We start from the raw sequence: 26,676 nt of genomic DNA, 5'->3' as shown, positions 1-26,676 counted from the left end.
ACGGCGACCTCCACGGTCTGGGCGGGGGCGGCCGGCGCCTCCGTGGCACCGGCCAGGACCACCGACAACGCGAGCGTGACGACAGCAAAGAATCTTGTTCTCAGTTTCATGGCCACAACACGCGCTGCCCGGCGAATAGGCTGCACCGAAGTCGGATTGATCACAGCCGGGCAACCCGGGGCGTTCCCCCGCGTCCACGCGTCACCTCACGTCTGGTTCGGACAGCTCCGAAGCACGGGACGAGTAAGCGCTTCCGGACTCCGCCAGGGCGCGCAGGACGTCGTCCGCTTCGCTCGTCCGGCCGAGTTCGCGCAACGCCAGGCCGCGGTGCAGGAGCGCACGGTCGTCGTCCGGCGCCTTCTCCAGTGCCCGGTCGAGCAGGGCCAGCGCCGCCGACGGGCGGTCCGCGGCCAGGTGCAGCACGGCCAGGTCGACGCGGGCTTCCGTCGCCGCCGGATCGACGCGGAGCAGTTCGGTGAGCTCGGCCGCCGCCTCGTCGCGGCGGCCCAGCGACATCAGCGCCACCGCCAGGTGCCGGCGGACGTCCGTGTCCGCGGGGGCGAGCGTTTTGGCGCGGCTCAGCGCGTCGCAACCGGAGGCCAGGTCGCCCCGCACCACCAGCAACGCGCCGAGCTGCGCCCACGCCGGGGCGTACTCGTCGTCGAGAGCCAGTGCCTGGTAGAGGATCTCCACCGCCTCCCCCAGCCTCCCGCGCGCCGCGACCACGGTCGCCCACGCGGTCCGCGGCGCCGGGTCGCCCGGCGCGAGCCGCACGGCTTCGGTCCACGTCGTCTCGGCTTCGGCGTAACGACCGGCCAGCAGCAGGAGCTGACCCAGGTTGTCGAACGCGGTCGCGTTGTCCGGGGCGAGTTCCGCGGACCGCCGGAGCTCCTCGATGCCGCCGTCGAGATCGCCCAGCGCCGCGCGGGCGTTGCCGAGGTTGAGGTGGGCGACCGCGCGGTCCGCGTCCAGGTCGAGGGCCCGCTCGTACCAGGTGACGGCCTCGGCGAACCGGCCCGACTGCGCGATCACGAAGCCGAGGTTGTTCAGCGTGACCGGGTTTTCCGGCTCGGCCGCCAGCGCCACGCGGTAGAGCTCCTCGGCGCCCTCGAGGTCGCCGCGCAGGTGGCGCAGCACTCCCAGTTCCAGCTCGGTGGCCGGTGCGTTCATGGTCGGGTCCTCCACGTGAGTCAGGCGATGCGTTTGACGAGGTCCTGCAGGATCCGGCCGGGATCCACCTTCGGCAGCTCGAACTTGACGTCGTCGAGCGAGAAGGAGAACGGCTTGCCCTGTTCGTAGTGCACCGGCGCGTGCACGCCGATCCGCAGGCCAGAGCCGTACTCGAAGGCGGCCAGGTTCCACTTCTTGTCGTAGAGGTCCTTGGTGAAGCCGAACGCGCCGACCTCGACCTTCGCGAAGCCGGTGACGTCGAAGACGAACTTCGGCTCGGCGGTCAGGTCGACCCGCGCGTCGAGCACCAGGCCCTGCTTCGGGGTCCAGTTGATCTGCGTCGACGCGTCGAACGCGCCCTGCAGGCCCAGCTTGCCGCCGATCTCCAGGCCGGCCTCGGCGCTGACGAGCGGGATGCCCGCGCCGATGCCGCCGCGGACGAACAGCCGCAGGCCGGCCTCGGCGGGCACGTGCAGCTGCGCGCCGCCGGTGATCGACGTGTTCTCTTCCTTGCCCGGCTCGTAGTGCACCTTGAGGCCCAGCTGGCGCAGCTGGCCCGGGCCGACCGAGGCCTCGGCGTCGAGACCGCCCTGGATGGTCGCGAAGATGCCGACGCGCTGGCCGAACACCGCGATCCCGACGATCGGGATGTCGAAACCGACGGTGAGCACGTTCTTCTTGATCCCCTTGGCGGGGAACAGGTCGATCGCGTCCGGCAGCTTGACTTCGCCGTCGAGCCGCACCTGGCCCTCGCGGTCGAGCTGGACGGCGGCGGTCGCCTCCAGCCAGGGCGCGAGACGCAGCGTCAGCCGGCCACCGCCGTGGACCGACAGCGCGGAACCCGGGCCCGGCGCGGCGCCGGGCTTCCCGCCCGGTTTTTCGCCGGGCTGTCCGCCGGGCGCCGGCGGCTGGTTGCCGACTCCGATGTGGATGCTGCCGGAAAGCATGCCGCGTGCGTAGGCGGCGTCGCCCTCGATGGTGAAGACACCGTCCTCATAGGACGCGGTGAGCGTCGCGTCGACGCCGGGGATCTTGGGTTTCGCCGTGCCGTGCGCGGCAAGCTGCCATTGGTTCGCGGGCGGCTTGCGGGACACGGTCGCGTCGATGGACCCGCTTTCGATGCCGGGAACGTCCTTCGACAGCTGGAAGGCGCCACCGATCGTCAGGCCTTCCTGCTCGCCGTACTTGACGTCGAGCTTGCCGCTTTCGAGGCCGGGGACGGAAAGCTGGGCGTCACCGGTCGCGGTGAAGACCTGGTTTTCGTAGTGCACGGCCAGCTGACCGGACTTGATGCCGGGCACCTTGCCGCCGCCGACGCCGAGGAGCCCGGACAGGCCCCACTGGTGCTCGCCGTTGATCTTCTTGTAGGTGAAGGCGGCTTGGGCCGGGTCGAAAAGCTTGCTGTCGAAGTCGAGCTTCCCGCTCAGTTCGAAGCCTTCCGCACCCATGGACGTCGATCTCGCCCTGGGCCACGCCGGGCAGGGCGAACTTCAGGGTGCCGGTAACCGAGGCTTTCGCGTCCCCGCCGTCGTCGAGACCGGCGAAGACCGTCACCTCGCCGGAGGCGGTGAACGGCTTCGGCAGCGGAAGTTCGTTCGCGGCGAACGTCCGTTCCAGGCCGAGGCTGCCGCCTTGGAGGACCGCGTCGATGCCCAGTCCCGACAGCAGCGGCACGGTCGGCATCAGCCGGCCGCGGGCGACGATGCCGACTCCCTTGACGATTTCCGCCTCGGTGAAGTCCAGCGGGCTGAACACCGGCGAAACCGGGCGTCCGGTTTCCGCTCTTCCCGCCGAACACACCGCGCGCCTCGGCAGCGGACGCGACGACGTCCCGGCGCCTCCCTGCCGGGCACCGTCCGGGCGGCTGCCGCAACCGATTCGGCCGGCTCCGGTGCGCGGGTTGCCTTGATCCCCCGGATGGCCCTGTGTTAAACACTCGCTCAGCAATGCCAGGTCCGGCCAATCACGTGCCGCCTCGCGGTACCGCCAGAAGGAACTTTGTCATGAAACCGATCGAACATGCCGCGGTTCCCTCCGAGGCCGGTAACCGGGTGGTGGGCAAGGTCGCCATCCGGATCATGCCGTTCCTGGCCCTGCTCTACTTCGTCAACTATCTGGACCGCGTCAACATCGGCTTCGCGGGTCCGAACGGGATGAACAAGGAACTGGGCCTGACCGCGACCGCGTTCGGGTTCGCCTCCGGCATCTTCTTCCTCGGCTACCTGATCCTGGAAGTGCCGAGCAACCTGGCGCTGCACCGGTTCGGCGCGCGCCGCTGGATCGCCCGGATCATGATCACCTGGGGTGTGGTGGCCACCGTGATGGCCTTCGTGCCCAACCCGGCCACGCTGGTCATCCTGCGGTTCCTGCTCGGCGTGGCGGAAGCCGGGTTCTTTCCCGGGATCATCCTCTACCTGACGTACTGGTTCCCGGCGGCGCAGCGCGCGAAGGCGGTCGCGCTGTTCATGACGGCGATTCCGGTGTCTTCGGCGCTCGGCTCCACGCTTTCCAGCCTGCTCATCGTCAACGGCCACGGTGTCTTCGGCCTGGCCGGCTGGCGGTTCATGTTCCTGGTCGAGGGTATTCCGGCGATCCTGCTCGCGTTCGTCACCTGGTTCTACCTCACCGACCGGCCGGAAAAGGCGAATTGGCTGACCGAGGACGAGCGGAACTGGCTGGTCGCCGAACTGGAACGGGAACGGCAGGCCAAGGAGACCGAGCACCACTGGACGCTGCGGAAAGCCCTCACGCACCCGCGGATCCTGGGGCTGGCGTTCGTCTACTTCGCGATCGCTTACGGCCTCTACGCGCTGGGCTTCTTCCTCCCGACCATCGTCGCCGGGTTCGGCCAGCAGTTCGGCACCAAGCTTTCGGTGCTCCAGGCCGGTCTGGTCATCGCGGTGCCGTACGCCGTCGCGGCGGTGGTCATGGTGATCTGGGCGCGGCACGGCGACCGGACGCGCGAGCGGACGTGGCACGTCGCGCTCCCGATGCTGATCGGCGGCATCGCCATCCCGATCGCGCTCTACCTCGGCAACCCGTACGCCGCGATGGCCGCGGTCACCGTCTGCGCGGTGGGCGTCTGCGCGGCGCTGCCGACGTTCTGGGCGCTGCCCTCGAGCTTCCTGGCCGGTTCGGCCGCGGCCGGCGGGATCGCGCTGATCAACTCGCTGGGCAACGTCAGCGGTTTCGCCGCGCCCTACATCACCGGCTGGCTGCGCGACCTGACCGGCAGCCAGCGGACGGGCCTCTGGGTGGTCGGCGCGTGCATGGTCGCCGGCGCCCTGCTGGCGATCGCGTTGGGAGCCAAGCTGAAGTCCGGGGAACCCAGCGCGGTGACGGCCGACTCCCCCGCCACCGACTGACCCGGCCTGTCCCTCACCAGGCGACCGGCAGCTCCCGGACACCGCGGATCAGGCCGCCGGCGGACCACTCGACGTCCCCGGCGGCCACCGCGAGGCGCAGGCCCGGCAGCCGCCGGACCAGCGTCTCGAGCACCACGCGCAGCTCCAGCCGGGCGAGTGGCGCGCCGACGCAGCGGTGCACGCCGAAGCCGAACGCGAGGTGATGGTTGACCTTCCGCCCGAAGTCGATTTCCCCGGCGTGCGGGAACACCTGCTCGTCGCAGTTGGCGGAATCCAGCTGGACCAGGACCGCGTCCCCGGCGCGGATCTCCCGGCCGCCGATCTCGAGGTCCTCGGTGGCGATCCGGGCCAGATCGGTGACCGTCACCAGCGGCACGAACCGCAGCAGCTCCTCGACGGCCGCCGGGACCAGCCCGGGGTCGCCGACCAGCGTGTTCCACAGATGCGGCTGGGACAGCAGCTGGTAGACGAAGCTGCCGATCTGGTTCGCGGTGGTTTCGTGGCCGCCGGTCAGCAGGGCGATGCCGAGCATGAGCAGTTCGCGGTCCGAGAGCCGGTCGTCTTCGTCGCGGGCGGCCACGAGCGCGGTCAGCAGGTCGTCCCCCGGCTCGGCCTTCCGGCGGTCGATCAGGGTCGTCAGGCAGCCGACCAGCCCGTCGCGCGCGCCGGTGACGTCCGCCGGGGTGACGTCCTTGCCCACGGCCACGATGGTCTCCGTGCACGTGCGGATCAACCCGCGGTCGGCGAGCGGAACCCCGAGCAGCTCGCAGATCACCTGCACCGGCAGCTCCCACGCCACCGATCCGGCGAAGTCGGCGGGCGGCCCGGCCGCGATCATCCCGTCGAGCAGCCCGTCGACGATCTCCTGGACGCGAGGCCGCAGCCGATCGACCCGGCGGACGGTGAAGGCCTTCGCGACCAGGGACCGGATTCGGCTGTGGTCCGGCGGATCCATGCACAGCAGGTTGCCCACCGGCTCGAAACCGGGCCGCGCCCGCGGGACGTCGGCGCCGGCCGCCGCCGCGCGGGAGAAGCGCGGGTCGGAGAGCACGAACCTCACCTGCTCGTACCGGGTCACCAGCCAGGCGTCGCCGCCGTAAGGCATCGTGATGCGGACCGGCCCTTCGCTTCGCCTCAAATCGTCGAAGCGCGGGTGCTGTTCCAACGCCACCGGCGCTCCGAACGGGTACGGGAGAGGCTCACGCGCGGCCGTGTCCATCGGCACTCCTGTTCCACTCCGGCTCGGCATCGAGCGAGGTATTCGACGACGGCCCGGTGCATTCGGGTGCACCCGGAAATCGGCCGATCGGCGCATCGGGACCGGCCGCGGCTTTGACGGCCGTCAAACGGGAATATAACTTAATCGGGCACGGACTCCCACTGGCGCGAAGCCTGGGCAGGAGGCTCCATGTCGAGCAGCACTTCCGGCCAGACCGAAAATTCCGGCACCACCGAAGCCCGCCGGGTGGCCTTCGCGGGGGCGGTCGGCACGACCATCGAGTGGTACGACTTCTTCATCTACGGCACGGCGGCGGCCCTGGTTTTCGGCCCGCAGTTCTTCCCCCGCGCATCGGAGCTCGCCGGCACGCTCGCGTCTTTCGCGACATTCGCGATCGGTTTCGCGGCGAGGCCGCTCGGCGGCATCGTGATGGGCCATTTCGGGGACCGCGTCGGCCGCAAGTCGATGCTCGTGTGGTCGCTGATGCTGATGGGCGGCAGCACGTTCCTCATCGGCGTTCTGCCGACGTACGCCCAGATCGGCGTGTGGGCCCCGATCCTGCTCGTCGTGCTGCGGTGCGTGCAGGGGTTCGGGCTGGGCGGCGAGTGGGGCGGGGCCGTGCTGATGGCGGTCGAACACGCACCCGAACGCCGTCGCGGCTTCTTCGGCGGTTTCGTGGCGCTCGGCCTGCCCACCGGCATCATCCTGTCGAACCTGGTCTTCCTGGTGGTCTCCGGGACGGCCAGCCAGGCGCAGTTCGCCGACTGGGCCTGGCGGATTCCGTTCCTGGCGAGCGCCGTGCTGGTCGGGGTGGGCCTGTTCGTCCGGCTGCGCATCGCGGAGAGCCCGCTGTTCCGCGCCACGCTGGCGGCCGAACGCACGCACCGCCGAGCACCGCTGGTCGACGTGCTCCGCAGCCACCCGCGCACGGTCCTGCTCGCGGCGGGCACGTACCTGGGCATCGGCGGCCTGGGTTACCTCGTGATCGTCTACTTCGTTTCCTACGCGAACAAGCAGCTCCACGTGCCCACGCCGACCGTTCTCACCCTGCTGATCATCGCCTCGGTCGCCTTCGCCGCCACGGTCGTGCTGTTCGCGCGGTGGTCGGACCGGTGGGGCCGGCGCCGGGTCATGACCATCGGCTGTGCCGCCCTGGTCGTGTGGGCCGCGGTGTTCCTGCCGCTGGCGGACACGGCGTCGGTCCCGCTGATCCTGGTCGACCTCGTGGTGATGCTCGTGCTGCAGGCCGCCTACATCGGGCCGCAGCCGGCGTTCTTCGCCGAGCTGTTCCCCACCGAAGTCCGCTACAGCGGAGCCTCGCTGAGCCTGCAGCTGGGCACCATCCTCGGCGGCGCGGTGTTCCCCTTGGTCGCCACCGCCCTGTACGGCGCGACCGGGTCGTCGTGGTCGGTGACGATCTACGCCGTGGTCATCGCCCTGATCACCTTCGGCTGTCAGCTCGGCCTCGCGGAGACCTACGAGCACGGCCTGCGCTCGTCCGCCGCCCCCGCCGGCTGATCGGCACCCCACCCAGAAACGGAGACGCGAACTCTCGGTTGTGCTACGGTGGCGATCGCCGCCGGGACCGGGGCACGGCAGCGTCCGGGTGATGGGTGAGGAGTGAAGGCATGCGTTCGGACGCGCGGCGCAATCGTGAGCGCATCCTGGACGCCGCTTCACTCTGCTTCAGCCGCGAAGGGCCGGAATGCGGGATGGCCGCTGTCGCCAAGGAAGCGGGCGTCGGTTCGGCCACCATGTTCCGGCACTTCCCCGCGAAACAGGACTTGGCGGAAGCCGTGCTCCTGCGCTGCCTGGACGAGTCCGAGAACGCCGTCGAGGCGGCGATGGCCGCCGCCGACCCGGTCGAGGGACTCACGGCGTTGCTGACGCATTTCGTCCAGTCGCTGGTGCGGGACAGGAACCTGCACCGGATCGCGGGGCAGCGCCTGATGGACCGGCAGGACGTCCAGGACCGGCGTGCCGCAGTCTTCCGGAACACCGCGACGGTGTTGCGGCGGTGCCAGGAAAGCGGGCGCGTCGAGCCGGACGTCCAGGTCGCCGACCTGCTGACCCTCACCGAGGGCATCGCCGCGGCCGGCGGCGAAGGCGGCTGGGCGCGGCCGTTGGCCCTGGTCCTGCGTGGCATCTCCACGAATCGTTGACCCCCAAAGGAATCTTGACGTGACGAACACCGAAGAAGCGGTCGCGGCCGCCCACGACCTGAGCCTGCCGTACCTGGCCGGGATCACCGACCCGCTCCTGACCCCCCTCGACGCCCTCCCCGACGGAGCCCACGTCGTGGACGTCGCCTGCGGCACCGGAGAACCGAGCCTGTCGCTGGCTCGCCGGAGACCCGGACTGCGGATCAGCGGAATCGACACCGAGTTCGCACTCCTCGCGGCCGCTCGCGCCAAGGCCGCCGAAGCCGGCCTGACCGTCGAGTTCACGCCGATGCCGATGACCGATCTCGACTTCGCCGACGGCAGCGTCGACGCGATCACCTCCCGGATGGGCCTGCTCCTCGCGGGAACGGCCCCGTTCGACGCCGCGGCCGGAGAAGCGGCCCGCGTCCTGCGCGCCGGCGGGATCCTGAGCCTCGCGACGTGGACCGACCTGGCCGCCAGCCCCTACACGGGGATCGGGCTCCCGGTGCTGCGGCGGGTCCTCCCGGAGGGCACCGTGCCCGAGTTCGAGGCGCTCTTCGCCGACGCCGCACGGCCGGGTGCCCTGGAACGACAGCTCGCGAACGCCGGCTTCACGGACATCCAGGCGTCGTGGTTCTCCTGGGAGACCGAATGTCCCGGCTTCGAGAGCTGGTGGCACTTCGACACCGGCGCCGGCCCGCTCAAGCCGTTCTTCGACAGTCTCGACGACGGCCGGCGTGCGTCGGCTCGCCAGGCGATGAACGACGCTCTGGACGAACACCGGACGCCGTCCGGCGGCTACCGTGTCCCGGCGACCTGCCGCATGATCACCGCCCGGCGATGACCGGCCCGCCGCCATGACGACCGTCCTTCGCTCGCCGCTTACAGTGTCAGAATGACGGACGGCCGACTCAACGAACGGACGGGGACAATTGTTCTCGCCGTGGGAATCCTCTCCCTCGAGTTCGCCGCCGCGGTGACCAATTTCGTCGCCTCCACGCTCTTACCCGTCGTATCCACCGATCTGAACGCGCGCAACAGCCTGGCTCTGTTGATCGCCGGATCGACACTCGGGTTGTTCGTGGCGCTGCCGCTGGCGAGCCGTTTTCTCCGCCTCCTCGGCACCAATGGCACCCTGGGAACGGGAATCCTCGCCTACATCGGCGGGCTCGTCCTGGCTGCGACCGCGGGAACGGCGTGGATGTTCGCACTGGGGCAGTTCGCGAACGGGCTCGCCGGTGGCCTCCTGGCTGTGTTCGGCATCAGTTCCGCGATCCGGCACCTCGACGAGCGCGTGCGCATGCGCGTGGTGGCGGCGTCCTCGGCGATGTGGATCCTCCCGGCGCTGGTCGGTCCGGCCGCCACCTTGGGCCTGGAGCACCTCGTGGGCTGGCGGTGGACCCTGCTCGTCCCGGTGCCGTTCGTTCTCTTCGGGCGCCTGCTCGTGGTCCGCGCCGTCGGCGGCGACCCGCCGGACGAGTCCGGACGCCGTCCGCCGGCGCGAACGCTGTTGATCCCGGTGGGTGCCGCCGGGGTGGTGCTGAGCATGGGGTGGTGGCCGCTCGCGATCGCCGGCGCGGCGGTCGCGCTGGCCGGAACGATCGCGGTCCTGCCCGAGGGGACCGCGCGTTTCCGGCCGGGGACTCCGGCTTCCCTCGGCACGATGGCGCTGTTCGCGGTCGGCTATTTCGGCGCGGACAGCCTGATCACCGTGTTGTTGACGGCCGGCCTGGGGATGAGCCTCGGGCAGGCCGCGGTCGTCCTGAGCGCCGCCCCGCTGGGCTGGGGCGTGACGAGCCTGTTCGCCGCCCGGTTCACCTCCGAGCGCGGCAAGCACCGCTTGCCGGCCGCCGGCCTTGGCCTGGCCGCCCTCGGAACGGCCGTGCCGGCCGCGGGGCTGGTGGTCGCCATCCCGTTCGCGGTGACGGTCGCCGCCTGGGCCGTCGGCGGCATCGGTGTCGGACTGGCGTATCCGGGCTTGTACATCAGGGCGACGACCGCGGGCACGAGTGGCTTCACAGCGGCGGAACTCGCCACCGCGGTCATCACGGCCGAGTGCACCGGGCAGTTGCTGGGCCGGGCGGTCGGCGGCACCCTCAGCTCCACCGGCGGGTCCGCCGGGCTACTGGCCTCCTATGTGCTGTTCGCAATCTTGTTGCTGGCCGCCGCGGGGACAGCGCGGCGGACGACGTCACGGAGAAATATCTCCGAACAATCGCCATAATTGTTTTTCCCGGACGGAGATCCGCTGTCGCATCGGCTTCGAATTCACTGACGGATAGGGGTCGACTGTCCGAACAGCCCGGTTGGCCGAAGGCACTTACACCTTTGGCCGCGTCGCGTCCGTCGCCGCTTCGGGTACCGTCGACCGGTCGCGTCGACCATTGTCGAATAGCCGGACGGAGGCCCGGTGAAAATTCTGCTGTTGTGCTCGGCGTTCAACGGCCTCAGCCAGCGCGCCTGGCTCCACCTGCGCGCCCGCGGCCACCGCGTCGCGATCGGGATCGTGCGCGATCCGCAGGAGATCGCCGCCGCGGCGGCGGCCACCGACCCCGATCTGATCATCTGCCCGTTCCTGCGCCGCCGGGTTCCCGAGGTGGTCTGGCGGCGCTACCGCACGATCATCATCCATCCCGGCCCGGAAGGCGACCGTGGCCCGTCCGCACTCGACTGGGCGATCATGGACGCCGAGCCCACCTGGGGCGTGACCGCCCTGCAGGCCACCGGCGAACTCGACGGCGGGCCGATCTGGGGCACGCGGGTGTTCCGGATGCCGGCCGATCCGCCGCGCAAGAGCACCCTCTACAACACCGAGGTGACCGACGCCGCCCTGAGCCTGATCGGCGAGGTGGCGGCCAAAGCCGAAGACCCCGGGTTCACGCCACGCCGCCAGGACCACCGGGCGGGCACGGACCGCCCCTTGGTCCGGCAGGCCGACCGGGCCTTCTCCTGGGGTGACCCGGCCGGCCACATCCTGCGCCGCATCCGCGCCGCGGACGGCCGTCCCGGAGTGCACACCGAGCTGGCCCGGGTGCCGGTCGCGGTGTTCGACGCCCACCCCGGACACGCTTCGCCCGGTGAGCCCGGCACCATCGCGGGACGCCGGCAGGGTGCGCTCCTGGTCCGGACCGGCGACGGCGCACTGTGGATCGGGCACGCGCGGCGGCTGGCCCCCGAGGCCCCGGGCACGACGGTCAAGCTCCCCGCCGCCCTCGCGCTCGGGAGCAGCCTTCCCGGCGTGCCGCAGATCGCCGGTCCGCCGAGCCTCCGGGAAGTCGGCTACCGGCGGGTGGGCAAGGTCGGGTTGGTGCACTTCGCGTTCTACAACGGCGCGATGTCCACGCCGCAGTGCCGCCGGCTCGCGGCGGCTGTGCGCCACGCGGCCGCGCAAGACACCGCCGTCCTGGTCCTGGCGGGCGGCGAGGTGTACTCCAACGGCCTGCACCTGGGTGTCATCGACGCCCATCCGGATCCCGCGGCGGAGGCGTGGCGGAACATCACCGCGATCGACGACCTGTGCCGGGAAATCATCGGCTGCACCGGCCAGCTCGTGGTGTCGGCGCTCGCCGGCGACGCGGGCGCGGGTGGAGTGATGCTGGCGCTCGGCGCCGACAAGGTGATCGCCCGGGACGGTGTCCTGCTCAACCCGCACTACCGGAAGATGGGCTTGTACGGCTCGGAGTACTGGACCTACGTGCTGCCGCACCGCGTCGGCGACGAACAAGCCCACCGGCTGACCACCCACTGCGAGCCGATCACCGCCACCGAAGCGGCCGAGATCGGGCTCGTCGACCACCTCGCCGGAGCCGACCGCACGGAATTCGCCGCGGCCGCACTGGACTACGCCACCGAACTGGCCGCCGGCGGGCGGACGGAGGCCCTGCTCCGCCGCAAACGCGCCACCCGGGAAGCCGACGAACAACGCAGACCCCTGGACACCTACCGGGTACGGGAACTCGCCGAAATGAGCCACGACATCTTCGACGACCGCCACGGCTTCGCCAACGCCAGGCGCGCCTTCCTCACCGGAGAGCCGACCGGCCCGGGCGCACCGGAAACGCCCCACCTGCCGGCCCCGCGGCTCCCCCGGATGGCACCCGTGAGCTGACCACGGTCACGGACCCGGCCGCTTTCGGCCCGCTGCGGGAGCGGGCCGAAAACGGACCTGTCACGGGCCGGTGTAGCCGGCCGGGATGGGTGCCGTCAGCAGGGCCAGGTTTTCCGGGGTGGGGGGCAGCCAGGAGTAGTCCTGCCGGCTCTCGCCCGAGCCGATCCGGACCGGCAGGTAGCTGGACTGGCTAACCCACAGGTCGGAGAACGCGTCCTTGACGAAGCCGGGCACCGTGCCCGAGCCGCTGAGCCGCAGGTGGATCGTGGGCTTGCCGTCGATCACCTCGTTGCCGACGAGGGTGAGCGCCCCGGCGCCCACTGCCTTCTTGATCTCGCCCGGCAGGGGAACGCCCGCCCTGCTGTACCCGTCGGGCGTTGTGACCGCGGAGCCGTGGTCCGGTATGCGGTAGTAGCGCTTGAGGGTGTGCTGGACGACGAGGATGCCGGCCGGCGTGAACTGCTCGTCGGTGATCACCTCACCGCCGCGGGTGAGACGTTGGCGCATGGCCGAGCCGTCGGCGGCCACCCAGCTTTCGTCCACCGTGTGCTCGCCGACCTTGCGGGGGTCCGCCTTCAGGTACATCACGTCGCGGCCGGCGTTGTCCAGCGCGCTGGTCACCTTGGCGGTGACGTAGGCGACGTCCAGCACCGGTGTGGCGACGGTGGTCCCGGAGGCCGGGACGGAGTGCCCCGAGCCCGGCACGAGGGCGACCGAACCGGCGACGGCCGCGGCGACCACGAGCGGCGTAGCGGCCAGCCCGGCCCGCCGCGCGATCACCCGCCGGGTGTAGCGCTTCCGCAACGCGGGCAACAGGACCTCCGGCGTCGCGGCGACATCGGTGACGCTTTCGCGCAGCGCGCTGCGCAGTACTTCGGTGTTTTCAGGCACGGTTCGACTCCATGGCGTTGGTGGTCAGCGGGACACCGAGCGACTCGCGGAGCTGGGCCAGGGCCCGGTTGGTGTAGGACTTGACGGTGCCCTCCGAGGTCCGCATCGCGGCCGCCGTGTCGGCGACCGACAGATCCGCGAAGAAGCGCAGGATCGTCACTTCACGCTGCCGTGGCGGCAGCTCGGCGAGGGCTCTCATCAGCACCGCGCGATCGACGACGGCGTCCGCGAGGTTGCGGCGGTCCGCTGGTGCCGTGGGCAAGGCGGCCACCGGGTCTTCGGCCACTCGCCGTCGGGACCGCCGCCAGCGGTCCCGGACGAGGTTGACCAGCACCTGGTGGGTGTAGGCCTCGGGTTTCCCCTGGGCCTTACGCCACTTCAGTGCGGTACGAAGCAGCGCTGTCTGCACCAGATCCTCGGCATGACCGCGGTCGCCGACCAGCAGGAACGCCGTACGCAGCAACGCGGTCGACCGCGAGCGGACGAACTCCTCGAAGCCGGGATCCGGCTGCAGCCCAGCCTGTCGATTGAACAACATGCTTGGTAATAACGCCGCCCGGTCCGGCCCGGTTGCCATGGCGGCCGAAAAAAGTGTGGCCGCGATCCGGGCTCAGGCCAGGCGGAAGCTGCCCGCACAGGGATAACCCGGAAGGCCGGCCCGCGCCGGTTTGCCCGGCTGCGGGTAGCCCCGCAACCACAGCTGACCGGTCGCCGCCACGTTCGCGGCCAAGGAGACGTCGGCGACGAGCCGGAACCGCGTCTGCCGTCCGTCCGGGTGCAGCGCCCAGCCGGTCAGCCGGGCCACGCCACGAGCGGGCGGCACGAACAGCGTGTCGAGCGCGACCTGCAGCTCCACCCAGACGTCCTCGGTGATCGGACGGCGGATCCGCAGGAAGCCGACGAACATCATCAGCCCCATCAACACCAGCACCGCGCTGCCGCCGGCCACGCCGCCCACCGCGGCCGGGTCCACCATGACGAACGGGTCGACCCGCACGTTCGCCACGACGGCCAACCCCGCCCCGCCCAGCACCAGGAACGTCACCCCCGAAACGACCGCCCGACGGACCTGGAACGCCTGATGCGCGGCAAGCACCGGATCACGCCGCGGCGGCGTCGGGTGGCGTGAAACGAGTTCCGCGGGCGTCGCCCCCGGCAGCGGCGCGTCCTCGATCCGCCCGGCCCGCAACCACATCGCGCCGGGCAGGCGGACGAACACCCGCCGCCCGCCGCCGAGCACCCACAGCCGCCGCTCGCCGGCCAGCTGCATCCGCGGCCCGTCGGCGAGCCGGGTCCGCAGCCACCGCCCGTCCGGCAGTCGCACGGACACCCGCGACCCCTTCACCTGCACCCCGTCCGGGGCGACGTCGAGCCGGTGGTACGGCTCTCCGAAGAGGCGCTGCACCCGCCGGTAGACGCTCAGGACGTAGGCCCACATCGCCAGCGAACCGCCGAAGGCGGCGAAGTAGACGTACGGCAACGCGCTGCCCCGCCGTTCGGTCAACGCGAGCAGGACGCCGAAGGCGAGAAGCGCACCGCTGAGCACCACGCGGAGAACGGTCGCCTTGGTCAGCCGCCGGATGTACCCGGCGAACAGCGGCTCGGCCCCCGACGGCACGTTCGGCACGGGTTCGTGAACGCGGACGCGGTCCACCCCGGAAGCGATGTCCATGGCTGTGTCCCCCGGTCCGTACGAGTGCTCGGCCGCGGCAGCCTACCCGGCCCTCGGAACCCTTCCGGCAGCGCCGCACGGGCTCCTGCCTTCAGCGGGGCCAGGCACCGGCGTGACCGCCGCACTCGCCAGGTTTCGCCGCCCCACGCCGGGGCGGCGTCCTCCTCGATAGCGAACGGATAGCCCGCCTGGGCCACGATCTCCCGGTCGATTCCCGCTTGATCCCCGGGCGAACAGCTCGAGCGTCCGCGTCGGCAGCAGGTAACAGATGTTGAAGGCCGCCACGAGGAACGACACGATGGCGAGGGCCAGCACCCGGGTCGCGGTCAAGATCCGGTCGGCGGCGACGAATTCGGTGTCCTGCGGCGGCAAGCCCACGTAAGAGATCGGTAACCGCGCACCGGACGTCACTGGGCGATTCGTCCCGTTGAATGAAGTGACCGGGACGAAGACGAAGGAGAACGAGGATGAACCGCGTGCGGCGCCTGCTCACCCGCCCCTGGATCTCGGGCATTCTGGTGACGGGCCTGGTCGCCGTCGCGGCGGGGTTGTTCTGGTTCCAGCCGTGGCAACTGGTGGTGAACGAAACCGTGCAGGAGGATCTGCCGGCCGCCGCACCGGCGCCCGCTCCGGTGTCCACTCAGCCATCGCAGCCTTCATCATCGTCGCCGTCCGCGCCGGCCGCGCCGACCGAACTTGCGACCGGCACGCTGATCAGCCACGAGCACCGCACCACCGGCACCGTCCGGATCCTGCGCACGACCGGCGGCTCTCTCGTGCTGCGCCTGGAGAACCTCGACACGAGCAGCGGCCCGGACGTGCACGTCTGGCTCACCGACGCCCCGGTGAAACCCGGCAAGGACGGCTGGGCCGTCTTCGACGACGGCAGGCACCTCGACGCGGGCAGCCTCAAAGGCAACAAGGGCAACCAGAACTACCCGCTGCCCGCCGGCACCGACCTGACCGCCTACACCAGCGTGAGCATCTGGTGCGAGCGCTTCGACGTCTCCTTCGGCGCGGCGGCACTGACCCAGTACCCGGCACCGGTCGCGTCCCCGTGAGGCCGACGGCGGGCGCCCTCATCTCCCGGTAATCCGTGAACTTTTCCTGTTCACCTCGGGTTCATCTCCCCGTCGTCTCATGGGGCATGTTCTCCGTACCACGGCCGACCGGAAGGTGAGCGATGAGCACGTTGGACACCATGGCCTCCGAGCAGCTCGACACCCACCTCGCCCAGCTCGAGGACCGCCTGGGCCAGGACTACGCGAACGTCACCCGCATCCGCCTGCACGCGATGGTCGACCGCGAACGCGCCCGGTTCGCCGGCGCCCGGATCCACGCCTTCGTGCCGATCCTGGTCGAGCGGGCGGTCCGAGCCGCGTTGGCCACTCCCTGAAACCCGGACGGCCACGCGTGTTACGGGTGTAACGTTGCCATGTGACGTCCGAACCAAGCAATCGGGGCTGGCTGGTGGTCAGCGTCTCGACCGCGGGCGCGCCGGACTCGCTGCGGGTGCAGGTGTGGCGGAAACTTCGCTCGCTCGGCGCCCTGTACCTGCAGCAGTCGGTGTGCCTGCTGCCCGCCCGGCCGCCGGTGGTCCGGGAGATCCGGCGGCTGGCCGACCGGGTCCGCCACCAGGGCGGCACCGCCCGGGTGCTGCCGATGGCTTTCACCGACCCGGCCGACGAGCAGGCGGTGATCGCCGAAATCAACGCCGCCCGCGACGCCGAATACACGGAGGTTCTCGAGCGCCTGCCCGAGCTACGGCAGGAACTCGCCGACGAGCGGGCATGCGGCAACGCCACCTACGCCGAAGTCGAGGAATCCGAAGCCGACCTGCAGCGCTTCCGCAGCTGGCTGGACAAGATCGCCGCCCGGGACTACTTCGGCGCCCCGACCGGCCAGGCTGCCCGCGACGGGATCGAGCAGGCCGCCGCCGAACTCGCCGCCTTCGAAGAAGCCGCCCTGCACGCCGAAGCTCCCGGTCCCGGGGCGGTGAAGCACCCGTGACCGGCTCGTTCTGGTGGGACCTGCTCATCGGCGTCGCCGCCGCGCTGCTGCTGGCGTGGCTCGTCCTCGTCGCGGCCCTGCTCGTGATCCGGCCGCGTGGCGGACTCCTGCGGGAAGCGCTGCGGCTGCTGCCCGACGTCCTCCGGCTCATCCGGCGCCTGGCCGCCGACAAGACCCTCCCCCGCGGCGTGCGCATCCGGCTCGGGCTGCTGCTGGCCTACCTCGCGCTGCCCATCGACCTCATCCCCGACTTCATCCCCGTCCTCGGCTACGCCGACGACGCCATCATCGTCACCGCCGTCCTCCGCGGCGTCGTCCGCCACGCCGGGCTCGACGCCGTCCGCGCCCACTGGCCCGGCACCGACGACGGCTTCGCCGCACTGGCCCGCCTGACCGGGATCCGCGCCTAGCGGCCGACGATCCGCAGGGCCAGGTCGCCGTACTGGTACGCGAGCTGGTCCACCGAGAACTCGCCGCTGTCGTGGAACCAGTTCGCCACGCCCATGCCCATGTCGAGGATCGAGTACGACGCCAGCCGCGCCGACCGGACGCCGAAGACGCCCTCCGCCAGACCGCGTTCGATCAGCTCGCGGAACCCGCGCTCGTACGCACTGCGCAGCCGCAGGACCCGGTCCGGCTGCTCGAGGCTGCCGATCTCGCGGTTGCCGACAAACGCTTCGAGACGGTGCCGGGCGTGGTAGCGGACGTGCGCCTCCACCGCGCGGCGCAGGCGTTCGGTCACGTCGGTGACGCCGTCGACCGCCTCGGCGTGCATCGCCAGGAGCGTGTCCATCGTGCCGAGCATGATCTCCGCCAGCAGCACCTGCTTGCCGGACACGTGCTTGTACAGGCTGGGCCCGCGGATGCCGACCGCGGCACCGATGTCGGCCATCGTCGTCGCCCGGTAGCCCTGCGCGGCGAACAGCCGCAGCGCCGCCAGGCGGATGGCCGCGGCCCGGTCGGCCGGCAGCCCGGCCGCGACGTCGCCGGGGCGATGGGGGCGTTCCACCTTCATGCCGTCAGGCTAGCGTCAATTAGCCACATTGTCTTGACTTCGACGGAGACCGGGCGGTCTCATGGCTAATAGTCATTAGCCAAGGGAGGCGCCGATGCCGATCGAGTTCACTGTGGACGAGCACGTCGCCCGGCTCGCCGGACGCGTGCGGGAGTTCGTCCGGGAGGTCGTCGTCCCCGAGGAACAGGCCTGCGACGGCGTGCTGCACGACGGACCCGAACCACTCCGGCGCCGGCTGCAGCAGGCCGCGCGGGACGCCGGGGTCTTCGCCCCGCACCTGCGCCTGGACCTGCGCGGCCAGGCCGTGGTGTTCGAGGCCGCCGGCTACTCCCTGCTCGGCCCGCTCGCGCTGAACATCGCGGCGCCCGACGAGGGCAACATGCACCTGCTGGCGAAGGTCGCCGGCGAAGACCAGCGGAAGCGTTACCTGGCCCCGCTCGAGGCCGGGGAGATCCGCTCCTGCTTCGCGATGACCGAACCGGCGCCGGGCGCGGGCTCGGACCCGCGGGCCCTCAGCACGACAGCGGCCCGGATCACCGGCGGCTGGCGGATCGACGGCCGGAAGTGGTTCATCAGCGGTGCCGACGGGGCCGCGTTCGCGATCTGCATGGCCCGCACCGGCGGCGCGCCCGGCGACGCCGGTGGCGCGACGATGTTCCTCGTCGACGCGGGTAACCCCGGCATGAAGATCGTCCGGAACATCGCGACCCTCGACGAAGGACTCTTCGGCGGCCACAGCGAAATCGCCTTCGACGGCTGCGAAGTCGGCGACGAGGCCGTGCTCGGCGAGGTCGACCGCGGTTTCGACTACGCCCAGGTCCGGCTCGGGCCCGCGCGGCTCACCCACTGCATGCGGTGGCTGGGCATCGCGCGCCGGGCGCAGGACGTCGCCCTCGACCGCGCCGCGAGCCGGTCGGCGTTCGGCCGCCCGCTCGAGGAGCTCGGCATGGTGCAGCAGCTGATCGCCGACTCCGAAATCGACATCGAGGCGGCCCGCGCGCTGCTGTGGCGCGCCTGCTGGGAACTCGACCAGGGACGTCCCGGCGCGCAGCACACGTCGATCGCCAAGACGTTCGTGGCCGAGGCCGTGCACCGGGTGGTCGACCGCGCGGTCCAGATCTGCGGCGCACTCGGGATCTCCGCGGACGCCCCGCTTTCGCGGCTGTACCGGGAGGTGCGGCCGTTCCGCATCTACGACGGCCCGTCGGAGACGCACCGGTGGGCGATCGCCCGGCGGGCGTCCAAGGCCCGCGCGGCCGTCCGATGACCGGCGTCGACGTCGACGCCTTGCGCGGCTATTTCGAGCGCGAGATTCCCGAATTCCGCGGCGAGCTGGCGATCGAGCTGATCCACGGCGGCCGCTCCAACCTCACCTACGCCGTCACCGACGGGACGCACCGCTGGGTGCTGCGCCGCCCGCCGCTCGGGCACCTCACGCCGACCGCGCACGACGTCGGGCGCGAGTTCCGCGTGATGGCGGCACTCGGCCCGACCGACGTCCCGGTCCCCCGCACGGTCGTCTCGTGCGAAGACCCGGCGGTACTCGGAGCGCCCTTCACGGTCGTGTCGCATGTGGACGGACCGGTGCTGCGCGACGGCGCGTCCTTGCCGGAGATCGACGTCCGCCGGTACACGACGGCACTGGTCGACGAGCTGGTGAAGCTGCACGCGCTCGTCCCGGCGGAGATCGGCCTCGGCGCGTTCGGCCGTCCCGAAGGCTTCCTCGGCCGCCAGCTCCGGCGCTGGCGTGGCCAGTGGGACCGGGTCGCCACCCGTGAACTGTCCACAGTAGACGAGCTCCACGAGCGGCTCGTGAAGGCCACGCCGCCGGAGAGCGGCGCCGCGCTCGTGCACGGCGACTACCGCTGGGACAACACGATCCTCGGGACGGGTTCGCGGATCGCGGCGATCGTCGACTGGGAGATGGCCGCGCTCGGCGATCCGCTCACCGACCTCGGGCTGCTGCTCGTGTACTGGGACCCGCGGGTGGCGCCCGTCCTCGGCGTCCGGCACGTCCCGACCGCGCACCCCGGCTTCCCGGCCGCCGCGGACCTCGCCGGGCAGTACGCCCGGCGCAGCGGCCGCGACCTCACGGAACTGGCGTTCTACCAGGCACTCGGCTGGTTCAAGCTCGCCGTCATCGCCGAAGGCATCCACGCCCGCCACCGGGCCGGGCAGTCCGTCGGCACCGGCTTCGACGACGTCGGCGGGGCGGTGCCCCACCTGATCGGCGCGGGTCTCGGCCTGCTCACCTAGGAGGATGCATGCGGTTGTCCGGAAAGATCGCGCTCGTCACCGGCGCGACGGGCGGTATCGGCGAGGCGATCACGCGCCGACTGGCTGCGGAAGGCGCCCGGGTCGTCGTCACCGACGTCGACGCTTCGCGGTGTGAGGCCCTGGCTGCCGAGCTGCCCGATGCCGTCGGCCTGGCCCTCGACGTCACGTCGGAAGAGGCCTGGCAGTCGACGGTCGCCCAGCTGGACCGGCTGACGGTCCTGGTGAACAACGCGGGCATCGGCGAGCCCGCGACGGTCGAGACGGAGACCCTGGAGTCCTGGGAGAAGGTCATCGCCGTCAGCCAGCGCGGGGTCTGGCTCGGCATGAAGCACGCGGGCGCGGCGATCGAACGCGCGGGCGGCGGCTCGATCGTCAACATCGCCTCGATCTTCGGCACGGTCGGCGGCTTCGGGACGCACTTCTCCTACCACGCCGCGAAGGGCGCGGTCCGGCTGATGACCAAGAACGCGGCCCTGCACTGGGGAAAGCGCGGGGTACGCGTCAACTCGGTGCACCCCGGGTTCATCGAGACACCGTTGTCCCGGAAGCTCTGGGAGGGCACGCCCCGCCACACGGCGATGGTCGACGGCACCCCGCTCGGCCGCCTCGGCCGCACGGACGAAGTGGCGGGCGCGGTGGCGTTCCTGGCTTCCGAAGACGCGAGCTTCGTGACGGGCTCCGAGCTGTACGTCGACGGCGGCTGGACCGCCCGCTGACACATGACAACCGGGGGTTGACATGACAACGGGGGGTTGTCACCATGACCCGGGTGAGCAAGCACCCCGAACTACCGGAGCACGCCGAACTCGTCGACCGGCTGAAGGAGGTCCGGGCCGCGGCTCTCGAGCACGCGCGCATCGCACGGGAGCTGGCGCGCGAACGCCGGCGCCTCATCGACACCCTGCTGGCCGCCGGTTTCTCCCAGGCCGACCTGGCCCGGGAGCTGGGGGTGAGCCGGCAGGCGATCCAGAAGATGGCCGCGGTCGGCGAGGACGGGCCGCGACGATGAGGTGCCGGGGCGTGCTCTACGACGTGGGCCGCGTACTGGGCCTCAACTGGCGTCCCGTCTTCCATCCGGAGGTCGTGCGTCGTGAACTGCGGATCATCAGGGACGATCTGCACTGCACCGCGGTCAAGATCTGCGGCCGGGACCTCGGCCGCCTCACTTTCGCCACCGAAACCGCCCTCGCGCTGGGCCTGGAGGTCTGGTTTTCGCCCGAGCTGTGGGACAAGGACCCGGAGCGGACGCTGGCTCACATCACCGCGGCCGCCCGCGAAGCCGAACGGCTGCGGCAGCGGTGGCCCGATCGTCTGGTGTTCAGCGTGGCCACGGAGTCGAGCCTGTTCATGCGCGGCATCATTCCGGGCCGGACGTTTCTCCGCCGGCTGGCGAACGTCTCCGGTGAAGTCCGGGCCGGCCGGCACAGAGCGCCCCTGGCGTCGTTCCTGGCGCGCGCCACCCGCCAGGCGCGGGGCGCGTTCGGTGGCCCGCTCACCTATGCCTCGCTGCCGTTCGAACACGTCGACTGGGACCTGTTCGACATCGTCGGTGTCGATCACTACCGGGACACCCGTACCGAACACCGTTACCTCGGCACGCTCCGGCGCTTGTCCGCCGTCGGCAAACCCGTCGTCGTCACCGAGTTCGGCATGCGCACGTATCGAGGTGCCGACCGGGACGGCACCCTGGGCACCGGGCTCCCGGTGGACTGGAAAACCGTGGCGCTGCACCAGGTCCCGCTCGTCGGCCGGCTCGTCCGTCCCCGCTTGAAAACCGACGGACATGTTCGGGACGAAGCATTCCAAGCGAGGAGGATCGTCGAGGACCTGGAGATCCTCGACGCCGCCGGTGTCGACGGCGCGTTCGTCTGCACCTTCGTCGAGCAGTTGTCGACCCACAGCCGCGATCCCCGGCACGACCTGGACATGGGGGCGCTGAGCCTGGTCAAGACCTACGACGGCGGTCGTGGGACGACCTACCCGGACCTGCCGTGGGAACCCAAGGAGTCGTTCCACGCCGTCGCCGGCTTCTTCGGCGCCTGCTCCGACACCTGACCAGTCAGGGCATACCGGGCCACACCCTCCACTTCGGACACCGTGGCCCGGCCGCGAGCGGCCAGGACGTCCAGGTGGGCGACGGTCTCGTTCACCGCCAGCATCCGGTTGAAGTCGTTCAGGTCGTCGAACGCGATCGCCCGCCGCGTCCACGTCAGGCGTTCGGCCACGGCGTAGCCGGTCCGCGCGCCCGCGCCGAGGGCGTCCTCGGTCTCGGCGAGCCGCTTGTCGTGATGATCCAGCAGTTCCTCGGCGCGCGCGTGCGTGCTGGCGGCGACCGGGCCGTGGGCGGGCAGCAGCCGCGTGTCCGGGAACGTCGTCATCAGCCGCAGCGAGTCCAGGTAGTCGCCCAGCGGCAGGCCCGGCTCCCCCAGCTCGAAGCCGATCGACGGCGTGATGTGCGGCAGCACGTGGTCGCCGGAGAACAGCAGTCCCCGAGCCGCGTCGAGGTAGACGACGTGCCCGCGGGTATGGCCGGGCGTCGGGACCACCCGCAGCGGGTGCCGCAGCGGCACCGTGCCCGCGTCGAGCCACCGGTCCGGCGGCTCCCAGCCGGACGCGTCGAACTCGCCGTACCCCTCCGCCATCCGCGAAGCCAGGTCGGGCGCGCCGCCGCGGCGGAGGACCTCCAGCGACGTCACCGGGACGTCGGTGCGGAGCGCGGCCAGCAGCTCGAGGCCGGGGCGCTCGCCCGCGCCAAGGTGCACCCGCGTCCCGAACCGGCGCCGGAGCTCGACGGCCTGCGTGTAGTGGTCGCGGTGGATGTGGGTGACGTAGACGTCGGTGAGGTCGTCGAGCCGGTGCCCCAGCTCGACCAGCGACGCCTCCAGCACGGTCAGGGACTCCGGGATCGACCAGCCGGCGTCGATCAGGACCAGCCCTTCCGGCTCCTCCAGAAGGTAGACGTTGATCGCGCGCAGGCCGTCGTTCGGCAGCGGCAGCGGAATCCGGTGGACCCCCGGCGCGACCGTCTCCGGCCCGCCGGTGGCCCACTTCCCGCGGTCGAGACTCATGAGACCCCCGTGTGCAGGCCGTCGGCAAGCTCGCGGGCGCCCGCGCGGTCGAGCTTGCCGACCTTCGTCTGCGGCAGCGCGTCCACCAGGTACACGAACTCCGGCCACTTGGTCTTGGACAGCCCGGCCTCCCGCAGGTAGCCGGTGACGTCGTCGAGCTCGACGGGCGCGCCGCCGCGCGGGACGGCGAGCAGCGCCACCCGTTCCCCGAGGACGTCGTCGCGGACCGGCACCACACACGCCTGGTCCAGCCGCTCGTAGCCGGCGACGGCCCGCTCGATCTCGGTGACGTCGATGTTCCGGCCGCCGCGGATGATGACGTCCTTCTCCCGGCCCATGATCGTGATCAGGCCGTCCACACCGGACACCACGAGGTCTCCGGTCGGAAAGAACCCGTCTTCGGTCAGCTCCGGCGGCTCGACACGGCCGCTGCGGGCGTACCCGAGGAACAGCGACGGCCCCCGGACCTGCGCCCGGCCGGTCTCGCCGGGCCCGAGCACGACGCCGTCCGGCGACACCGCCCGGACCTCGGTGCCGGGGAACGGCCGTCCGTCGTGGCCCAGCCGGATCTCCGCGGACTCCTCCGGCAGGGGTGAGGTGTGGCCGAGGCACTCGGACATCCCGAACACGCGCAAGATCTTCGTGCCCAGCACGGTCTCGGCCCGCTCGAGCGCGACGCGGTCCATCGGCCCGCCGCCCACCGTGATCGACCGGACGCCCGGCAGCGCGCCCGCGGCCGCCAGCTGGAGCGCCATTGTCGGGACGCACATCGTCCAGCGGGTCTCCGTCTCGGCCAGCCGGGCGACCACCGCGGGCGGATCCCACTTCGCCGTCAGGACCAGCGGGCCGCCGAGCAGCAGCGAGCAGTAGACGCCGAAGCAGAACGCCGCCGTCGAGGACAGCGGCACGATCGCCGCGACGGCGTCGCCGGGCCGGAGGCCGTTGATCTCGATCGTGCACGAACAGGCGTAGCGCAGGGCCGCCTCGGACTGGACGACACCCTTGGCCCGGCCCGTCGACCCGGACGTCAGCCCGATGAACACGCCGCCGTTCCACCGTTCCGGGTCGCTCCGGCCCGCACCCGACACGGCGGACCAGCGGTCGAGCGCGGGCCGGGTGCCACCGGGCCGCACGGCCGCGACGTCCCATTCGTCCATTGCGGACGGTTCGGCGACGACGACGTCCGGCCGGATGTCGTCGCACGCGGCCGCGAACTCGGCCCGGGTCGTGTGCCGGTTGACCACGGCGAGGACGCCGCCGGTCAGGCCCGTGGCCAGCGCGGCGACGACCGTGCGCCAGGTGTTGTCGGCCTGGACCAGCGCGGTCGCCCGCGGGCCGAGGACGTCGGCGAGGATCTCGGCCCGGGTCAGCAGCTCGCGTGCGGTGTGCTCGCCGTCGTCGTCGATGACGGCGACGAAGTCGGCCTGCTCGGCGCGTTTGCGGAAATCCTGGACGGCTTCCTTCATCCGGCGAACATCTCCCGTTCGGTGCCCAGGACGGCGATCCGGCGGCCGCGCATGTCGCCGACCTGGGCGACGGCCTCGGCCCATTCCGGGCTGGCGAGGGCCTTGCGCAGGTCCTCCTCGGTGTCGAAGCCGAGGATCGAGACGCCGTCCCAGCCCTCCGAGCGCGGTTCGAGCGCCGCCTCGACCTCGGTGTGCCGCCACGAGCGCAGGCCCGGCAGCCGGTAGGTGAGCTCGGCGTGGTCGGTTCGCCACCAGGTGATGAACCGCTCGTGGGTCCAGTCCGGCGGCTTGGCGGCCAGCAGCACCAGGTTAAACATCGGCACCTCCCGCGAACCGGACGCCGGGCGAGCGTCCGATGATCAGGCGTTCCAGGCGTCCGGACGAGCCGACCTGGCCCGCGGCCACGTAGTTGGCGACGACCGCCCCCGCGCGACGGACCTCGCCGAGGTAGAACTCGGCCTGACCGGTCGAGCTCACGGCGAGTGGGTGGTGGGTGAGCGTGCCCTTCTCGCGCTGGGCGAGGTAACCCTCCATCGCCTCGCGGCCGCCGGCGAAGTCCGTCGCGCGGCCGTCGGTGGAGAACAGGATGGAGAACGTGAAGTCGTCGTCGATCAGGTCCAGGATCCGCGACGGCGTGTCGCTGTCCATGATCTCGAACCACTTCGTCAGGAACGGCGCTTCAGACACGTTCGGCCTCCTTGCCGGTCCGGCGGGCCGCCAGCCGCCCGGCGCGGCGGCCGGACACCACGGCGAGGCAGAGACCGCCGCCGTAACCCTCGTTATACACATCGGAAAGGTCGGCGCCGGCGGGATAAAGGCCGTCGATGGGGGTGCCGGTGCGGTCGAGGGCGGTGCCGTCGGTGTCGGCTTCGACGCCGCCGAAGGTGAAGGTGATCGCCGGGACGACGTCGGCGTGGAACACGCGTCCGTCGCCGAGGCGCGTGCGGGCTTCGGCGTCCAGCGACACCGGCAGGGCGTCGACGCTGTCCGCGACGCCGACGTGGCCGCCGCGGTCCCGGGAGAACGCCCAGCGGTCGAGGCGGGGGCTGCCGGGGACGAACGGTGTCTCGGCGGCGGCGCGCTGGACGGCTTCGGACCAGAGCAGCAGGCCCCGGCCGCCGTGGGCGGCGAGCGCCATCGCGTTGTTGTGGTCGCCGCGGGTCTCGTCGGTGAACCGGTGGCCGGCCGGGTCGAGCAGGACGCCGTGGTCGCTGTGGTAGAGCGCGAAGGCGATGTAGTCGACCGGGCTGAGCGGCTCGGCGCCGTCGGCGAACAGGTGGCCGTAGAAGCCGGTGTTCGCCGTGTTGACCGACGCGCCGAGCCCGGCCGCGAGGGCCGCCCCGGTGCCGCGGGACCACGGGTTGCCGCGCAGGGGCGGGACGAACCCGCCGCCGACGAGCCCGGCCCGGACGTCCGGGTCGGCCTGCCGTCCGCCGGTCGCGAGCACGACGGACCGCGTGGTGATCGGCCGCGGCCCGGCCGGGGTCGTGATTTTGGCCAGGTACCCGCCACCTTCCCGCGTCAGCTCCTCGGTTCGGGCGTCGACGACGACCTGGCCGCCGGCCGCGGTCAGCGCCCGGGTCAGGTGGGCGAGCAGGACCGGCAGGTCGAACTTGTGCCCGCGTCCGGCCAGTGCCCGTTCGACGCCGGTCAGCGGCGGCGCGAACCCGGAGAGCCAGGCGATCGCGTCGTGGTAGCCGTCGACGACCAGCATGCCGTGGCGCTGGTACCGGCCGGGGTCCTCCCGGCGCAGCGCGGCCTCGTCCTCGATGGCCCAGACGTAACCACCGGAGATCGCCGCGGAGCCGCCGATCACCGGGGCGCGTTCCACGACCAGCGTGCGGGCGCCGCCGATGGCCGCCGTGACGGCCGCGGACAACCCGGCGAGCCCCGCTCCGAGCACGACGACGTCGAAGTCTTCCGTCATCGGCGTGCTCCTTCCGGCCAGTCGATCAGGGCGAAAGTCGTGCTGAAGAACGCCTGGTAGCGAGCCAGCAGGCCGTTCGGCGACACGACCGCGGCCGAGTGGAAGGCCCCGACCGGTTCACCCGCTTCGGTGACGACGCCGTAGACCATCTCGGTGTCGCCGTCGGTGCAGTAGCGGAGGATTTCGTGCACCCGGTCCACCGGGTTGCGGCTGCCGATGTAAGCCGCGAAGTCCGCTTTGGACGTCCCGGCGACCTCGCCGGAGGGCAGCGCGATCAGGAACCGCAGGTCCGGTTCCATCAGCTCGAGGGCCTTTGCCGGGTCCTGTCCGTCCATACAGGACAG

At 71.5% G+C, this 26,676-nt stretch carries 29 protein-coding genes; 16 read left to right on the top strand and 13 right to left on the bottom strand.

All coding sequences use genetic code 11. The annotated features are described in order from the left end of the window. Positions 1-201: 201 nt before the first annotated feature. Both CF165_RS28330 and CF165_RS28325 read right to left on the bottom strand, forming a co-directional pair. A complete protein-coding gene (locus CF165_RS28330; RefSeq protein ID WP_143268692.1) occupies positions 202-1,170 on the bottom strand; it encodes a tetratricopeptide repeat protein in 969 nt (322 codons plus the stop codon). Between the two features lie 20 nt (positions 1,171-1,190). Further along, positions 1,191-2,618, bottom strand: coding sequence for a hypothetical protein (locus CF165_RS28325; protein WP_093950612.1), 1,428 nt, complete (start codon positions 2,616-2,618; stop codon positions 1,191-1,193). Here CF165_RS28325 and CF165_RS28320 point away from each other — a divergent pair. Together CF165_RS28320 and CF165_RS28315 are read left to right on the top strand one after the other, a co-directional pair. After that, positions 2,617-3,102 carry a hypothetical protein gene (locus CF165_RS28320; protein ID WP_143268690.1) on the top strand — a complete coding sequence of 162 codons (486 nt, stop codon included), beginning with the start codon at positions 2,617-2,619 and terminating at the stop codon, positions 3,100-3,102. The two genes, CF165_RS28325 and CF165_RS28320, sit on opposite strands and share 2 nt — an antisense overlap. A gap of 71 nt (positions 3,103-3,173) precedes the next feature. Continuing rightward, entirely contained in the window at positions 3,174-4,535 is a 1,362-nt protein-coding gene (locus CF165_RS28315; RefSeq protein WP_093950610.1) for an MFS transporter, read from the top strand. Positions 4,536-4,548: 13 nt separating this feature from the next. Here the strand turns inward: CF165_RS28315 and CF165_RS28310 are convergent, their stop codons facing one another. Continuing rightward, complete coding sequence (locus CF165_RS28310) at positions 4,549-5,754, bottom strand: cytochrome P450 (RefSeq protein WP_093950609.1); 1,206 nt, start codon at positions 5,752-5,754, stop codon at positions 4,549-4,551. A 189-nt stretch (positions 5,755-5,943) separates the two neighbouring features. On the opposite strand from CF165_RS28310, the gene CF165_RS28305 reads away from it, so the two are divergent. From CF165_RS28305 to CF165_RS28285, 5 genes are all read left to right on the top strand, one after another. Further along, on the top strand, positions 5,944-7,272 hold the full coding sequence (locus CF165_RS28305; RefSeq protein WP_093950608.1) for an MFS transporter: 1,329 nt from the start codon (positions 5,944-5,946) through the stop codon (positions 7,270-7,272). A gap of 110 nt (positions 7,273-7,382) precedes the next feature. Then, complete coding sequence (locus tag CF165_RS28300; protein ID WP_093950607.1) at positions 7,383-7,916, top strand: TetR/AcrR family transcriptional regulator; 534 nt, start codon at positions 7,383-7,385, stop codon at positions 7,914-7,916. Positions 7,917-7,935: 19 nt separating this feature from the next. Further along, positions 7,936-8,742 carry a class I SAM-dependent methyltransferase gene (locus tag CF165_RS28295; RefSeq protein WP_158226844.1) on the top strand — a complete coding sequence of 269 codons (807 nt, stop codon included), beginning with the start codon at positions 7,936-7,938 and terminating at the stop codon, positions 8,740-8,742. A gap of 99 nt (positions 8,743-8,841) precedes the next feature. After that, positions 8,842-10,122, top strand: coding sequence for an MFS transporter (locus CF165_RS28290; protein ID WP_240521837.1), 1,281 nt, complete (start codon positions 8,842-8,844; stop codon positions 10,120-10,122). A gap of 186 nt (positions 10,123-10,308) precedes the next feature. After that, positions 10,309-12,006 carry an enoyl-CoA hydratase-related protein gene (locus CF165_RS28285; RefSeq protein WP_240521836.1) on the top strand — a complete coding sequence of 566 codons (1,698 nt, stop codon included), beginning with the start codon at positions 10,309-10,311 and terminating at the stop codon, positions 12,004-12,006. 60 nt (positions 12,007-12,066) lie between these two features. Here CF165_RS28285 and CF165_RS28280 read toward each other — a convergent pair whose 3' ends face one another. The 3 genes from CF165_RS28280 to CF165_RS28270 form a co-directional block, all read right to left on the bottom strand. Continuing rightward, positions 12,067-12,897, bottom strand: a complete 831-nt coding sequence (locus CF165_RS28280) for a hypothetical protein (protein ID WP_093950604.1) — start codon at positions 12,895-12,897, stop codon at positions 12,067-12,069. After that, positions 12,890-13,435 (bottom strand): SigE family RNA polymerase sigma factor, encoded by a 546-nt coding sequence (locus CF165_RS28275; RefSeq protein WP_093950603.1) that lies wholly within the window; start codon positions 13,433-13,435, stop codon positions 12,890-12,892. Before CF165_RS28275 ends, CF165_RS28280 begins: the two co-directional genes overlap by 8 nt. Positions 13,436-13,507: 72 nt before the next feature. Continuing rightward, positions 13,508-14,569, bottom strand: a complete 1,062-nt coding sequence (locus CF165_RS28270) for a hypothetical protein (protein ID WP_240521835.1) — start codon at positions 14,567-14,569, stop codon at positions 13,508-13,510. Positions 14,570-15,036: 467 nt separating this feature from the next. Here CF165_RS28270 and CF165_RS28265 point away from each other — a divergent pair, with 467 nt between their 5' ends. From CF165_RS28265 to CF165_RS28250, 4 genes are all read left to right on the top strand, one after another. Beyond that, the gene (locus tag CF165_RS28265) at positions 15,037-15,630 is read left to right on the top strand and encodes a DM13 domain-containing protein (protein WP_093950602.1); all 594 of its coding nucleotides are present in this window, start codon (positions 15,037-15,039) and stop codon (positions 15,628-15,630) included. A 122-nt stretch (positions 15,631-15,752) separates the two neighbouring features. Beyond that, complete coding sequence (locus CF165_RS28260) at positions 15,753-15,965, top strand: three-helix bundle dimerization domain-containing protein (protein ID WP_093950601.1); 213 nt, start codon at positions 15,753-15,755, stop codon at positions 15,963-15,965. Between the two features lie 41 nt (positions 15,966-16,006). After that, a complete protein-coding gene (locus CF165_RS28255; protein WP_093950600.1) occupies positions 16,007-16,579 on the top strand; it encodes a Chromate resistance protein ChrB in 573 nt (190 codons plus the stop codon). After that, positions 16,576-16,989 carry a YkvA family protein gene (locus CF165_RS28250; RefSeq protein WP_093950599.1) on the top strand — a complete coding sequence of 138 codons (414 nt, stop codon included), beginning with the start codon at positions 16,576-16,578 and terminating at the stop codon, positions 16,987-16,989. The genes CF165_RS28255 and CF165_RS28250 overlap by 4 nt, the downstream gene beginning before the upstream one ends. On the opposite strand, the gene CF165_RS28245 is transcribed toward CF165_RS28250, so the two are convergent. After that, entirely contained in the window at positions 16,986-17,594 is a 609-nt protein-coding gene (locus tag CF165_RS28245; protein WP_093950598.1) for a TetR/AcrR family transcriptional regulator, read from the bottom strand. The genes CF165_RS28250 and CF165_RS28245 overlap by 4 nt on opposite strands. Before the next feature lie 94 nt (positions 17,595-17,688). Here CF165_RS28245 and CF165_RS28240 point away from each other — a divergent pair, with 94 nt between their 5' ends. From CF165_RS28240 to CF165_RS28220, 5 genes are read left to right on the top strand one after another with little or no spacing between them, the layout of a single operon-like run. Next, a complete protein-coding gene (locus CF165_RS28240) occupies positions 17,689-18,861 on the top strand; it encodes an acyl-CoA dehydrogenase family protein (RefSeq protein WP_093950597.1) in 1,173 nt (390 codons plus the stop codon). Next, on the top strand, positions 18,813-19,850 hold the full coding sequence (locus CF165_RS28235; RefSeq protein WP_093950596.1) for a phosphotransferase family protein: 1,038 nt from the start codon (positions 18,813-18,815) through the stop codon (positions 19,848-19,850). Before CF165_RS28240 ends, CF165_RS28235 begins: the two co-directional genes overlap by 49 nt. An 8-nt stretch (positions 19,851-19,858) precedes the next feature. Continuing rightward, positions 19,859-20,587 carry an SDR family NAD(P)-dependent oxidoreductase gene (locus CF165_RS28230; protein ID WP_093950595.1) on the top strand — a complete coding sequence of 243 codons (729 nt, stop codon included), beginning with the start codon at positions 19,859-19,861 and terminating at the stop codon, positions 20,585-20,587. Between the two features lie 53 nt (positions 20,588-20,640). Beyond that, positions 20,641-20,880, top strand: a complete 240-nt coding sequence (locus CF165_RS28225) for a helix-turn-helix domain-containing protein (protein WP_158226843.1) — start codon at positions 20,641-20,643, stop codon at positions 20,878-20,880. Positions 20,881-20,891: 11 nt separating this feature from the next. After that, a complete protein-coding gene (locus CF165_RS28220; protein WP_093950593.1) occupies positions 20,892-21,926 on the top strand; it encodes a glycoside hydrolase family 113 protein in 1,035 nt (344 codons plus the stop codon). Here CF165_RS28220 and CF165_RS28215 read toward each other — a convergent pair. Genes CF165_RS28215 through CF165_RS28190 form a run of 6 tightly spaced genes read right to left on the bottom strand, consistent with a single transcriptional unit; the run spans position 21,848 to position 26,667 of the window. Then, positions 21,848-22,939 (bottom strand): MBL fold metallo-hydrolase, encoded by a 1,092-nt coding sequence (locus tag CF165_RS28215; protein WP_240521834.1) that lies wholly within the window; start codon positions 22,937-22,939, stop codon positions 21,848-21,850. The genes CF165_RS28220 and CF165_RS28215 overlap by 79 nt on opposite strands. Continuing rightward, a complete protein-coding gene (locus CF165_RS28210; protein ID WP_093950592.1) occupies positions 22,936-24,405 on the bottom strand; it encodes a class I adenylate-forming enzyme family protein in 1,470 nt (489 codons plus the stop codon). The genes CF165_RS28215 and CF165_RS28210 overlap by 4 nt, the downstream gene beginning before the upstream one ends. Then, on the bottom strand, positions 24,402-24,722 hold the full coding sequence (locus CF165_RS28205; protein WP_093950591.1) for an EthD family reductase: 321 nt from the start codon (positions 24,720-24,722) through the stop codon (positions 24,402-24,404). Before CF165_RS28205 ends, CF165_RS28210 begins: the two co-directional genes overlap by 4 nt. Continuing rightward, positions 24,715-25,092, bottom strand: coding sequence for a nuclear transport factor 2 family protein (locus CF165_RS28200; RefSeq protein ID WP_093950590.1), 378 nt, complete (start codon positions 25,090-25,092; stop codon positions 24,715-24,717). The genes CF165_RS28205 and CF165_RS28200 overlap by 8 nt, the downstream gene beginning before the upstream one ends. Beyond that, positions 25,085-26,332 carry an FAD-binding protein gene (locus CF165_RS28195; RefSeq protein WP_093950589.1) on the bottom strand — a complete coding sequence of 416 codons (1,248 nt, stop codon included), beginning with the start codon at positions 26,330-26,332 and terminating at the stop codon, positions 25,085-25,087. The genes CF165_RS28200 and CF165_RS28195 overlap by 8 nt, the downstream gene beginning before the upstream one ends. Then, positions 26,329-26,667: a hypothetical protein gene (locus tag CF165_RS28190; protein ID WP_093950588.1), complete on the bottom strand. Its 339-nt coding sequence runs from the start codon at positions 26,665-26,667 to the stop codon at positions 26,329-26,331. Before CF165_RS28190 ends, CF165_RS28195 begins: the two co-directional genes overlap by 4 nt. Between the last annotated feature and the right edge of the window lie 9 nt (positions 26,668-26,676).

It is taken from the genome of Amycolatopsis vastitatis (assembly GCF_002234595.1).
Taxonomy (GTDB): Bacteria; Actinomycetota; Actinomycetes; order Mycobacteriales; family Pseudonocardiaceae; genus Amycolatopsis; species Amycolatopsis vastitatis.
The sequence above is the reverse complement of the archived record's forward strand: the minus strand, read 5'-3'. Positions and strand labels throughout refer to the sequence as shown.

Bases quoted from the DNA above. Each gene is read 5' to 3' on its own strand.
- CF165_RS28320 (WP_143268690.1), top strand. From the start codon at position 2,617: ATGGACGTCGATCTCGCCCTGGGCCACGCCGGGCAGGGCGAACTTCAG.
- CF165_RS28300 (WP_093950607.1), top strand. From the start codon at position 7,383: ATGCGTTCGGACGCGCGGCGCAATCGTGAGCGCATCCTGGACGCCGCT.
- CF165_RS28315 (WP_093950610.1), top strand. From the start codon at position 3,174: ATGAAACCGATCGAACATGCCGCGGTTCCCTCCGAGGCCGGTAACCGG.
- CF165_RS28230 (WP_093950595.1), top strand. From the start codon at position 19,859: ATGCGGTTGTCCGGAAAGATCGCGCTCGTCACCGGCGCGACGGGCGGT.
- CF165_RS28190 (WP_093950588.1), bottom strand. From the start codon at position 26,667: ATGGACGGACAGGACCCGGCAAAGGCCCTCGAGCTGATGGAACCGGAC.
- CF165_RS28195 (WP_093950589.1), bottom strand. From the start codon at position 26,332: ATGACGGAAGACTTCGACGTCGTCGTGCTCGGAGCGGGGCTCGCCGGG.
- CF165_RS28260 (WP_093950601.1), top strand. From the start codon at position 15,753: ATGAGCACGTTGGACACCATGGCCTCCGAGCAGCTCGACACCCACCTC.
- CF165_RS28305 (WP_093950608.1), top strand. From the start codon at position 5,944: ATGTCGAGCAGCACTTCCGGCCAGACCGAAAATTCCGGCACCACCGAA.
- CF165_RS28310 (WP_093950609.1), bottom strand. From the start codon at position 5,754: ATGGACACGGCCGCGCGTGAGCCTCTCCCGTACCCGTTCGGAGCGCCG.
- CF165_RS28215 (WP_240521834.1), bottom strand. From the start codon at position 22,939: ATGAGTCTCGACCGCGGGAAGTGGGCCACCGGCGGGCCGGAGACGGTC.
- CF165_RS28265 (WP_093950602.1), top strand. From the start codon at position 15,037: ATGAACCGCGTGCGGCGCCTGCTCACCCGCCCCTGGATCTCGGGCATT.
- CF165_RS28205 (WP_093950591.1), bottom strand. From the start codon at position 24,722: ATGTTTAACCTGGTGCTGCTGGCCGCCAAGCCGCCGGACTGGACCCAC.
- CF165_RS28270 (WP_240521835.1), bottom strand. From the start codon at position 14,569: ATGGACATCGCTTCCGGGGTGGACCGCGTCCGCGTTCACGAACCCGTG.
- CF165_RS28245 (WP_093950598.1), bottom strand. From the start codon at position 17,594: ATGAAGGTGGAACGCCCCCATCGCCCCGGCGACGTCGCGGCCGGGCTG.
- CF165_RS28330 (WP_143268692.1), bottom strand. From the start codon at position 1,170: ATGAACGCACCGGCCACCGAGCTGGAACTGGGAGTGCTGCGCCACCTG.
- CF165_RS28325 (WP_093950612.1), bottom strand. From the start codon at position 2,618: ATGGGTGCGGAAGGCTTCGAACTGAGCGGGAAGCTCGACTTCGACAGC.
- CF165_RS28240 (WP_093950597.1), top strand. From the start codon at position 17,689: ATGCCGATCGAGTTCACTGTGGACGAGCACGTCGCCCGGCTCGCCGGA.
- CF165_RS28210 (WP_093950592.1), bottom strand. From the start codon at position 24,405: ATGAAGGAAGCCGTCCAGGATTTCCGCAAACGCGCCGAGCAGGCCGAC.
- CF165_RS28275 (WP_093950603.1), bottom strand. From the start codon at position 13,435: ATGTTGTTCAATCGACAGGCTGGGCTGCAGCCGGATCCCGGCTTCGAG.